Source organism: Amycolatopsis orientalis DSM 40040 = KCTC 9412, assembly GCF_000478275.1.
In the GTDB taxonomy this organism is placed as follows: Bacteria; Actinomycetota; Actinomycetes; order Mycobacteriales; family Pseudonocardiaceae; genus Amycolatopsis; species Amycolatopsis orientalis.
On the sequence record NZ_ASJB01000057.1, the window covers coordinates 186,295 to 197,605 of the forward strand.

An 11,311-nucleotide genomic window follows, 5' to 3' on the forward strand; every position below is an offset into this window, starting at 1 on the left:
AGAACCGTCATTACCACTCACGAGCCGAGTCGCCTAGGTGTCGGCCGGGCCGGTGCTGCCTCGTTCGGTCAGCCGGGGTGACAGCAGCCGGACCTCGGCCTGGCCTCCGTCGTCGAGGCGGCGCATCGCCATCTCGACGGCGAGGCTGCCGAGTTCGGCGGCCGGGATGGCGATCGACGTGAGCTGGACCGACTGTGCCTCGGCCATGTCCTCCGGGCAGACCGCCAGCACCGAGATGTCCCGCGGGACCTGCTTGCCGCGCCGGTTCAGTTCGGACAGCAGCGGGCCGAGGATGGCCTCGTTGTGCACGACCAGCCCGGTCACGCCGGGATGCTTGGCGAAGACGTCGTCGAGGCAGGCGCGCAGCGCGTCGTAGGAGGGCGCGCACGGGAACGAACCGGCGCGGATCTTGCGTTTCGTCGCCGTCTGCCGGAAACCACGCAGGAAGCGTCCCGCGTAGCTGGTACCGCGTTTGTAGACCGCGGGGGAGGGGCCGATCAACGCGATCTCGCGGTGGCCGAGATCGGCCAGATGGGTGACGCTCGCGGCACCGGCGGCGGTGAAGTCGAGATCGACGCACGTCAGGTCACCGGGATCGGCGGGAACCCCTATCAGCACCACCGGCCGGTGCAAGGATCTCAGTACCGGCAGGCGGGGTTCGGAGGTTTCGACGTCCATCACGATCAGCGCGTCCGCGATGGCGGACGCGGCGACCCGGCGCAGTCCGTCCGGCCCTTCGTTCTTGGTCAGCAGCAGGACGTCGTGATCATAGGTGCGTGCCTCGGTGACCGTGGCCGCGACGAACTGCATGACCACCGGGACGTTCAGGTCGGTCCGCAGCGGGACGACGAGCGCGAGCACGTTGGTGCGGCTGCTGGCCAGCGCGCGGGCGCCGGCGTTCGGATGGTAACCCAGTTCGCTGATGCTGTGCTGGACGCGGCGACGGGTGTCCTCGGAGATCGAACGCCTGCCCGAAAGCACGTAGGACACGGTGCTCGGGGAAACCCCGGCCGCTCGGGCGACATCTGCGATGGTGACCATCAGCCGATGATAATGCCGAGTCGAATCGATTCGACGGACTCGGGCCCCCTAACGGCGACGCGGAGTCCCGGTCACCCGTCGCCTCGGCCTTTGCTCAGTTCGATCAGCCGCGGGATGCTGCCGTCGGGCAGCTCGATCCCCCGATAGGCCATGAGCTTGGTGAACTGGCGCATCGGCATCGAAGCGATCATGCGCAACCAGTCCGGGCTGTCGGCCGCCTGCCTGCTTTGCTCCCCGGTCAGGCTCGCGGCCAGGAGTTCGCCGAGTTCGGGGCCGGCCACCGGATGGCGGAACCACTCCTCGACCGTGGAATCGAGCGACAGGACCCGGACGATGACGTCGCCCGCCAGGGTGATGGGCGTTTCGGCGACGATCCGCGCCGCGCTCCGCCCGATCTGGACGGTGTACTCGCCGGGCGAGACCACCCACCGGCTCAGTTCGATGTCGTACCAGGCGAAAGCCCGGCGGCCGAGGGTGAGTTCGACCCGCCGGGTCTCGCCCGGTTCGAGGAAGACCTTGGTGAACGCCCGGAGTTCCCGCGCCGGGCTGCGGACCGGGGCCGCGCCGGTGGCGACGTAGACCTGGACGACGTGCTTACCGGCCCGGGCGCCGGTGTTGGTCACGCTCACCGCGACGTCGGCGGTGTCGTCGCCCGTCGCCGTGACCGTCAGGTCCCCGGTCTCGAACGTCGTGTAGGACAGGCCGTGGCCGAAGGGGTACCGGACCGCGACCTCGGCGGTCTCGTAGTAGCGGTAGCCGACCATGACCCCCTCCCCGTACCGGGTGTGCCCCGACTCGCCGGGAAAGGTGAGGTAGCTGGGGTTGTCCTGCAAACGCAGCGGGATGCTCTCGGCGAGATGCCCCGACGGGTTCGTGATCCCGAAGAGCAGGTCGGCGATCGCGCTTCCGCCGGCCTGGCCGAGCAGCCAGCCGTCGAGAACGGCGTCGACGTCGTCGTGCCAGCCCTCCAGCGACACCACGCCGCCGTGGGAGAGAACGACCACGGTGCGCCCGCTCGCCGCCGCGACCGCCTTGATGAGGTCGACCTGGGCTGCGGGGAGGTCGAGGGTCTCCCGGTCGAAGCCTTCGGATTCGTCCGTTTCGCCCAGCCCCGCGAACACCACCGCGACGTCGGCTTCGCGGGCGATCTCGACGGCGTTGTCGGCCAGGCCGCTCGCGTAGGTCACGGACCCGCCGAGCCGCCGCATCGCGTCGAGTGCGGCGTCGACCCGGGTGGGGTTGACGTGGGAGCTGCCACCGCCCTGGAAACGCGGGTTCACCGCGAACTCGCCGATGACCGCCACCGCGGCGCCCCTGGCCAGCGGCAGCGTCTCCCGTTCGTTCTTCAGCAGGACGGCGCAGTCGGCGGCGACCTCCTTCGCCAGCCTGTGCTGCTCGTCGGGATCGACGTCGCCGCCCGGTGGGACCGCCCGGCGGACGAGGGCGAGAACGCGGCGGACACTCCGGTCGACGACGGCTTCGTCCAGCTCGCCGTTCCGGACCGCCACCACGATCTCGGCGTCACCGCTGCCGCCGGTACCCGGCATCTCGAGGTCCAGCCCCGCGGCGAGTGCCGCGACCCGGTCGTTCACCGCGCCCCAGTCCGAGACGACGGCGCCCTCGAAACCCCACTCGTCACGCAGGACTTCGGTGAGCAGACGACGGTTCTGGGAGGCGAGGACGCCGTTGACGCGGTTGTACGAGCACATCACCGTCGCCGGACGTGCCTCGGTCACCACTCGTTCGAACGCCGGGAAGTAGATCTCGCGCAGGGTCCGCTCGTCCACGTCCGCGCTGATCCGCATCCGGTCGGTTTCCTGGTTGTTGGCCGCGAAATGCTTCACCGACGCGCCTGCGCCTTCGGCCTGCAGGGCCCGCACGTAAGCGGTGGCGAGTATTCCGCTCAGCAGCGGATCCTCGGAGTAGTACTCGAAATTGCGGCCGCACAACGGGGACCGTTTGATGTTCACGCCGGGTCCGAGCACCACCGAGACCCCGGCCGCGCGGGCTTCCCTGCCGATGGCCGTGCCGACCCGCGCCGCGACCTCGGGATCCCAGCTGGAACCCACCGCGACCGACGGCGGGAAGCACGTGGCGGAGATGCTGTCGTGGACGTCGAGATTGTCGGCTTCGGCGACCTGCCGCCGAAGCCCGTGCGGGCCGTCGGAGAGCAGGATCGACGGTACACCCGCGGCGTCGATCGCCTCGGTGTGCCAGAAGTCGCGGCCGGACAGCAGCGACGCCTTCTGCTCCAGCGTGAGGTCGGCGGGTTCGGGCTGAGCTGTCAACGGACTTCCTTCCGACGGCGATCTGTCCACTGTGCACTCGACGCCTTCACGCGCCGCGAGGGCTCTCCCGCCAGGGTGCCAGACCGAACCGCCCGCCGCTCCCGACGCGCGGGAAAGCGGTTTCCGCGCGTGAAGAGGGCGGAAAGGGGCCATTGTCTCGCCGGGAACCGTCGGCTAACATCCCCGTAACACGGAGGTCGAATCGTTTCGACGGTCGATTCTCTTTCGCTCGTTCGCTTGACGATCACCACAGTTCGAAAAGCCACCGACAACTCCGCCCCGTCTGTCGAAGCGCTTCGATTCTCCCTCGCGATGGAGTCCCCATGAGCAGAGCAGCTCTCTTCGCCCGCCTCCGCAGGATGGGCATGTTCACCACGGCGATCGCGCTGATGGTGGGCCTCGCCTCACCCGCGGTCGCGGACGAACTGAACTCGTACCCGTTCCGAGATCCCGCCCTCCCGTTGAACACCCGGGTGGACGACCTGGTGAAGCGGCTGACCCTCGCGGAGAAGGTGTCGCTGCTGCACCAGTTCCAGCCGGCGATCCCGCGACTGGGTGTCCCGGAGTTCAAGACGGGGACCGAGGCGCTGCACGGCCTCGGCTGGACGACCGAGCGGACGAACGGCAACGTCGTGACCGCGAACGCCACCGTCTTCCCGCAGGCCGTCGGGCTCGCCTCCACCTGGGACCCGGCCCTGATCAAGAAGATCGGTTCGGTCGTCGGTGACGAGGCGCGGGCCTACCACTCGCAGGACCCGGGGTTCTGGGGCCTGCAGTTGTGGGCGCCGGTGGTGAACCTGCTGCGCGATCCCCGCTGGGGACGCAACGAGGAGGGTTACTCCGAAGACCCGTTGCTGACCGGCGCCATTTCGACGGCGTACGGCAAGGGGATGACGGGTGACCACCCCCAGTACCTGAAGAGCGCTCCGGTGCTGAAGCACTACTTGGCCAACAACAACGAGGTCGACCGCACCACGACGTCGTCCAACCTGCGCCCGCGGGTGCTGCGTGAATACGACGAGCAGGCGTTCAAACCGGCGATCGCGGCCGACGCGGCGACCGGGGTGATGAGCTCGTACAACCTCGTCAACGGACGGCCGGCGACGGTCAACCCCGACCTCAACGACGTCGTGCGGAGCTGGACCGGCAAGACGCTCTACAACGTCAGCGACGCCGCCGGTCCGCACAACCTGACCGGTTCCCAGAAGTACTACGGGACGAGCGAGGAAGGGTTCTCGGCCGCGCTCAAGGCCGGTCTCGACGGCTTCACCGTCGACAACCAGGACTCGGCCCCCACCGTGAAGATCATCAATTCCGCGCTGGCCAAGGGATTGCTCGCCGAGTCGGACATCGACAAGGCGGCGAAGCATGTGCTGAGCGTCCGTTTCCGGCTCGGTGAGTTCGACCCGGACGGCGGACCGTACGCCAAGATCGGCAAGGACGTGGTGAACAGCCCGGCACACCGGGAACTGGCCCGCAAGTCGGCCGGTGAGGCCATGGTCATGCTGAAGAACGACCGCGGCACCCTCCCGCTGGACCCGAAGCGCAGTGTCGCGGTGATCGGGCCGCTGGAGAAGACCCTGTACACGGACTGGTACTCCGGCGGGTTGCCGTACAAGGTGACGCCGGTGGACGGGATCCGGGCCCGGCTGGGTGCGGGCGCCAAGGTCACCGACACCGAGGCCGTCGACCGGATCGCCCTGCGCGACGCCGCCACGGGCAAGTACCTCAGCGGCGGGGCGGGTGACGCGGGCGCGGTGCTCAAGACCGGCGCCACCAGCGTCGGCGCCACCGAGCAGTTCGACGCCTTCGACTGGGGCCAGGGTGTTCTGACCCTGCGCAGTGTCGCCAACGGCAAGTACGTCGAGCGGCAGGGGCTCGCCAACGCCACCAGCCCGTTCGTCAACCAGGCTCCGCAGCCGCGGGACTGGTTCGTCCACCAGCAGTTCAAGCTGGAGGCCGCGGGTGACGGCACGGTCGTGATCAAGTACGCCGGGTACGAGATCCCGAACGACTGGGACGGCCCGAACAGCTACCTCACCGTCGCCGCCGACGGCACGCTGACGCTGGGTTCGCCGAACGCGGCGGGCGCGACCAAGTTCCGCAAGGAACAGGTCACCTCGGGGATCGACAGCGCGGTGAGCGCGGCACGGTCGGCCGAAACGGCGGTCGTGGTGGTGGGCAGCATGCCGTTCATCAACGGCCGGGAAGACCACGACCGCACCACGATGGCGCTGGCGGAGAGCCAGAGCGAGTTGATCAAGGCCGTGCGCGAGGCGAACCCGAACACCGTCGTGGTGGTCGAGAACAGCTATCCCACGACCTTGAACTGGGAGCAGCAGAACGTCCCGGCGATCCTGTGGACGTCCCACGCCGGTCAGGAGACCGGCAACGCGCTCGCCGACGTGCTCTATGGCGACGTGAACCCGGCGGGCCGCCTCACCCAGACCTGGTACCGCTCGGATGCCGACCTCCCGGACATCCTCGACTACGACATCATGAAACGCGGCAGCACGTACCAGTACTTCAACGGCGACCCGCTCTACAGCTTCGGGCACGGCCTGTCCTACACGAACTTCCGCTACAGCGACCTGCGCCTGGGCAAACCGGGTCCACAAGGGACGTTCGAGGCGACCGTGAACGTGACCAACACCGGCAAGCGCGCCGGTGACGAGGTGGTCCAGCTCTACACCCGCCAGCTGATCTCCCGCGACAAGCAGCCGAAGCAGCAGCTCCGTGGCTTCGAGCGGGTGAACCTGCAGCCGGGACAGACCAAGACGGTGCGCCTGTCGGTGCCCGACCTCAGGCATTGGGACGTCACCCGCGGCAAGTGGGTGCTGGAGACCTCCGTCCACGAGGTGATGGTCGGGGCGTCCGCTTCCGACATCCGGCTGCGGTCGGCGCTGCCCGTCCGTGGTGAGCAGATCCCGCCGCGCGATCTGACCAGGGACACGAGGGCGATCGACTTCGACGACTACTCGGGTGTCGAACTGGTCGACGAAAGCAAGGTCCGCGGTGAGGCGGTCGGCGTCGGAGCGGGGGACTGGCTGCGCTTCAGCGACGTGGACTTCCGTTCCGGGGCGAAGACGTTCACCGCCAGGACGGCGCGCGCCGAAGCCGGAACGTCCACTGTGGAGATCCGGCTCGGTGGCCCGCGCGGCAGGCTGGTCGGCACCGCGCAGATCGCCGGCACCGGTGACAAGTACAAGTACTCGACCACCACCACGACCGTGTCGGGGCTGAGTGGACGGCAGGACGTCTACCTCGTGTTCACCTCCGACGCGAGGATCAGCACGTTCTCTTTGCGGTAGCTGGTTTCCCGGTGCTCGACTGAACGAAGGAGGCGTGCCGTGGTGAAGGTCCGGTTCCCGCTGCTGGCCGGCGTGTTGCTGGCAGGCGTGCTCACGCCCTTGCCCGCCTACGCGCTGCCGGGAGCCGCGGCCTGCGGCGCACCTCCGGTCAGGGAACGGCAGGTGCTCTGGTACGACCGGCCAGCCATCGACTGGGAGAGCCAGACCCTCCCCATCGGCAACGGCGCGCTCGGCGCCACCGTCCACGGTGGTGTCGCGCGGGAGCATCTGCAGTTCAACGAGAAATCGTTGTGGTCCGGCGGCCCCGGTGCCGATCCCTCCTACACGGGCGGCAACTGGGAGTCGCCGCGGCCCGCCGCCCTGGCCGAGGCCAGGAAGGCGATCCTGGAGAAAGGGCCGCAGCAGCCCGAAGCGATGGCCGCCCTGCTGGGACAGCCCAAGCGGGCGTACGGCAGCTATCAGAGCTTCGGTGACGTCTACCTGGACGGCGCCGAACCGGCCGAGGTCAAGGACTACCGCCGGGAGCTGGACATCTCCCGGGCGCTGAGCCGCGTCGGGTTCGTGGCCGACGGGGTCCGGTACACGCGGGAGTCCTTCGCGAGCTACCCGGACGGCGTGATCGTCGTCCGGGTGAGCGCGGACCGTCCCGGCGCGGTGTCGTTCACCACGAGACTCACCTCGCCGCATCCACGGTCGGCGGTCTCGGTCTCCGATGGCAGGCTGACGTTGGCAGGCGAACTGGCGGACAACGGGATGGCGCTCGAGGCGCAGTTGCTCGTGCGGAACCAGGGCGGGAGCCGGGTCGATTCCGCCGACGGGGTCGCGGTGTCCGGGGCCGACTCGGTGACGCTGGTACTGGCCGCGGGCACCGACTACGTCCACCGCTACCCGGACTACGTCGGCCGGTCCCCGCATCAGCGCGTCGCCGCGACGATCGATTCAGCCGCGCGGAGGTCGTTCGACGACCTGCTCGCCCGGCACGAGCGCGACTATCGCACCCTGTACGACCGGGTCAGGCTCGACATCGGCCAGCAGACGCCGCCGGTGCCGACCGACCGGCTCCTCGCCGCCTACACCGGCGGGCCGAGCGCCGCCGACCGGGCGCTGGAGGCGCTGTTCTTCAACTACGGCAGGTATCTGCTGGTCAGCTCCTCGCGGTCCGGCTCGCTCCCGGCGAACCTGCAGGGAGTCTGGAACCAGTCCTCGTCGGCGCCGTGGTCGGCCGACTATCACGTGAACATCAATCTGCAGATGAACTACTGGCCCGCCGAAGTCACCAACCTCGGCGAGACCACGCCGCCGCTCTTCGACTTCATCGACCGGCTCCGGCCCCGTGGCCGGGAAACGGCCCGCACCATGTTCGACGCCGGTGGTTTCGTGCTGCACAACGAAACCAACCCCTTCGACTACACCGGTGTCCACGACTGGCCGACCGCGTTCTGGTTCCCCGAGTCCGCCGCCTGGTTGTCACGGCACCTCTGGGAGCACTACGAATTCACCCAGGACCGCGGCTTCCTGCGCGACAAGGCGTACCCGATCCTGCGCGAGGCCGCCCGGTTCTGGCTGGACTCGCTGCAGGCCGATCCCCGCGACGGGAAACTCGTGGCGGTCCCGTCCTATTCGCCAGAACACGGTCCGTACACCGCCGGCGCGGCGATGTCGCAGCAGGTCGTCTGGGACCTGTTCACCAACGTGCTGGACGCGGGTGAGGTCCTCGGCGGCGACCAGGCCTTCCGTTCCCGGGTCGCCGGGGCGCGGGCGAAACTGGATCCCGGTCTGCGCGTCGGTTCATGGGGGCAACTGCAGGAATGGAAAGAGGATCTCGACGATCCCGCGGACACCCATCGGCACGTTTCGCATCTCTACGGGTTGCATCCGGGCAGGCAGATCTCGCCACTCGGCACACCGGAGTTCGCCGCGGCCGCCGAGAAATCGCTGACAGCGCGCGAAGCGGGCGGAACCGCGGGAGCGCCCGGGTGGAGCCGGGCATGGAAGGCCAATTTCTGGGCCCGCTTGTTGAAGGGCGAATCGGCGTTCGAAGCCTTCCGCGATCAATTGCGCTTCCAGACGCTGCCGAATCTGTGGGACACCCATCCGCCCTTCCAGATCGACGGCAATTTCGGGGCCACCGCGGCGGTCGCGGAAATGCTGGTGCAGAGCCAGACCGGAACGGTGCACCTGCTCCCGGCGCTGCCCTCGGCCTGGCCATCCGGGCAGGTCGACGGGCTGCGGGCCCGCGGTGCGTTCACCGTGGGGGCAACCTGGCGGGCAGGTCAGAGCGTCGAGCTTCGGCTCTGCGCCGACAAGGGCGGCCCGGTTTCGGTGAAGAACGATCTGCTCAAGACCTCGTTCCGGGTCCTCGACGCGCATACGGGCAGAACCGTGCGGTGGACACGGACCGGAAACGACACCATCAGGCTGGACACGCGGCCGGGAGGCGCCTATCTCGTGAAGAGGTGAGACAATTTCCGTCGGCCGCTTATCCCGGATTGCTCTTGACCGTTCGGTGAGAGTACTGGGACACTTTGTCGAAGCGCTTCGATATCGGGCGCCGATTTCTCCCATACCCGCGCAATGGTGCACGGAAGGAAACCCGGCCATGCGTAGTCCAGTACGGTCCTTGATGAGCAGTATCGTGATGGCATTGGTCGCCACCCTGGTGATAGGGGGCACGGCACAGGCCGCCACCTGGAGTTCCTCGGACAAATGGGGAAGCTGGTCCAACGGTGGCTATACCGTCCGCAACAACGTCTGGGGCTCCGGCGCCGGCGCGCAGTCGATCTGGGCGAACTCCTACAGCAACTTCGGGGTTTGGGCGGATCACCCGAACACCGGCGGCGTGAAGTCGTATCCGCATTCGGGTAAGAACATCGGCCGCCAGTTGAGCGGGCTGCGGAGCCTTTCCAGCAGCTTCAACGTCTCCAGGCCGGGAAGCGGCGCCTACGCGACGGCGTACGACATCTGGGCGAACAACAACGCCTACGAGATCATGCTGTGGATGAACAAGCAGGGCGCGGTCGGCGCGATCGGCTCGAAGCAGGCGACGGCCACCGTCGGCGGCCACACCTGGGACGTCTACCGGGGGAGCAACGGCCACAACGAGGTGTTCTCCTTCCTGCGGACCTCGAACACGAACGCGGGTTCGGTGGACGTGCTGGCGGTCATGAACTGGATCAAGAACCGCGGCTGGTACGGCGATGTGACACTCGGTGAAGTCCAGTTCGGCTTCGAGATCACGTCGTCCAGCGGCGGGATGAACTTCACTTCGAACAGTTTCTCGGTTTCGTCGTCCTGATGGTCACCTGGGTCGTGAGTGGTAAGTGTCGTTAGAACGGCACTTACCACTCACGACCCACTGAAGTCCGCAGCCTGGGAGCGCCTCCATGGGAATACGTCGATCGGTCGTCCTGCTGGCCGTCGCCGCGTCGGTTCTGACTCCGGCGACGGCGGAGGCCGCGCCCACGAGCGGCGCCTGGCCGCATTCGGTCACGCTGACGGAATCGTCCCTCCAGGGCGTCCACGGCACGGCTCCCGACGCCACGATCCGCAACGTCCTCACCGTCACCGCGGACGGGACTGCGCTGCGGATCCGGCTGGGCAACCCGTTCGGCGGCACCGCGCTGGCCGTGCGGTCGGTGTGGGTCGGCCTTCAGCCTTCGACGCGTTCGCCGGCGCTGGTGCCCGGCTCGAACCGCCGCGCCACGTTCGGGTTCAGGCGCACCGTGACGGTGCCGCCGGGAGGCGGGGTCTGGAGTGACCCGCTGCCGCTGACCGTGCGGGCGGGCGACCACGTCTCGGTGAGCGTGTACGCGCCGGGCTCGCCGATCAACGACCACACCTTCCCGCCGCCGGAGACCAACACCCCGGGGTCGTTCCTGTCGGCCGGACCGGGTGATGCCGGAGCGGACGAGTCGGGAACCGCGTTCGGCGCCTTCTCGCCAGGGAGTCTGTGGTGGGTGGACGCCGTCAGCGCGGTCTCCGCCGCGCGCGGCACCATCGTGGCGCTCGGCGACTCGATCACCGACGGCTACAACGCCTTCGGCGGCGGCCCGCGCTGGACCGACGTGCTGGCGGCGCGGATCGGGAAGCTGCCACCGGGACGACGGCTTTCGGTCGCCAACGCCGGGATCAGCGGCAACACCGTCAGCGTCCAGCCGAATCCGTACGATCCGACGAATCAGTGCTGTGGCCCGCCCGCCCCGCTGCGGCTCGACCGCGACGTCCTCTCCCTGCCCGGCGTGCGCTACGTCCTCCTCTTGGAGGGCACCAACGACCTCGGCGGCGGCGACCACGCGCCGCCCGCCCCCGCGTCCCAGGTCATCGACGCCATGCGGACGATCGCGGCGAGGGTGCACGCCACCGGGCGGAAGATGATCGGCGCCACCATCCTGCCGATGTGCAATCCGGCGGGCAGTTCGAAGGAACAGGCCAGGCTCGCGGTCAACGAGTGGATCCGCACCTCCGGGACGTTCGACGCGGTGGTGGACTTCGACGCCGTCCTGCGTGATCCCGCCGATCCGACGGTGATCCGGCAGGAGTGGCGGAACGACTGCTACCACCCGAACGCCGCGGGTGACCGGATCCTCGGCGAGTCGATCGACCTGTCGGTCTTCGGCCTGCCCGAGCCCGCCGCGCTCCCGCTCGCGGGCTGAGGGACCGCTTTGCGCGTGA

General features: G+C 68.7%; 6 protein-coding genes. 4 read left to right on the forward strand and 2 right to left on the reverse strand.

Annotation, left to right across the window (positions count from 1 at the left end; all coding sequences use genetic code 11):
* Positions 1 to 33: 33 nt before the first annotated feature.
* Positions 34 to 1,041, reverse strand: a complete 1,008-nt coding sequence (locus L324_RS19420) for a LacI family DNA-binding transcriptional regulator (protein WP_037310089.1) — start codon at positions 1,039 to 1,041, stop codon at positions 34 to 36.
* A gap of 71 nt (positions 1,042 to 1,112) precedes the next feature.
* On the reverse strand, positions 1,113 to 3,329 hold the full coding sequence (locus L324_RS19425) for a glycoside hydrolase family 3 C-terminal domain-containing protein (protein ID WP_037310091.1): 2,217 nt from the start codon (positions 3,327 to 3,329) through the stop codon (positions 1,113 to 1,115).
* Between the two features lie 323 nt (positions 3,330 to 3,652).
* Here L324_RS19425 and L324_RS19430 point away from each other — a divergent pair, with 323 nt between their 5' ends.
* The 4 genes from L324_RS19430 to L324_RS19445 all read left to right on the forward strand — a co-directional run bounded on the left by L324_RS19430 (position 3,653) and on the right by L324_RS19445 (position 11,292).
* Positions 3,653 to 6,640, forward strand: coding sequence for a glycoside hydrolase family 3 protein (locus L324_RS19430; protein WP_081736401.1), 2,988 nt, complete (start codon positions 3,653 to 3,655; stop codon positions 6,638 to 6,640).
* 39 nt (positions 6,641 to 6,679) lie between these two features.
* Complete coding sequence (locus tag L324_RS19435; RefSeq protein WP_201769670.1) at positions 6,680 to 9,100, forward strand: glycoside hydrolase family 95 protein; 2,421 nt, start codon at positions 6,680 to 6,682, stop codon at positions 9,098 to 9,100.
* Positions 9,101 to 9,239: 139 nt separating this feature from the next.
* Entirely contained in the window at positions 9,240 to 9,935 is a 696-nt protein-coding gene (locus L324_RS19440) for a glycoside hydrolase family 12 protein (protein ID WP_037310097.1), read from the forward strand.
* An 88-nt stretch (positions 9,936 to 10,023) separates the two neighbouring features.
* Positions 10,024 to 11,292 carry a GDSL-type esterase/lipase family protein gene (locus tag L324_RS19445; protein ID WP_037310100.1) on the forward strand — a complete coding sequence of 423 codons (1,269 nt, stop codon included), beginning with the start codon at positions 10,024 to 10,026 and terminating at the stop codon, positions 11,290 to 11,292.
* Positions 11,293 to 11,311: the final 19 nt, after the last annotated feature.

Bases quoted from the DNA above. Each gene is read 5' to 3' on its own strand.
- L324_RS19420 (WP_037310089.1), bottom strand. From the start codon at position 1,041: ATGGTCACCATCGCAGATGTCGCCCGAGCGGCCGGGGTTTCCCCGAGC.
- L324_RS19430 (WP_081736401.1), top strand. From the start codon at position 3,653: ATGAGCAGAGCAGCTCTCTTCGCCCGCCTCCGCAGGATGGGCATGTTC.
- L324_RS19440 (WP_037310097.1), top strand. From the start codon at position 9,240: ATGCGTAGTCCAGTACGGTCCTTGATGAGCAGTATCGTGATGGCATTG.
- L324_RS19445 (WP_037310100.1), top strand. From the start codon at position 10,024: ATGGGAATACGTCGATCGGTCGTCCTGCTGGCCGTCGCCGCGTCGGTT.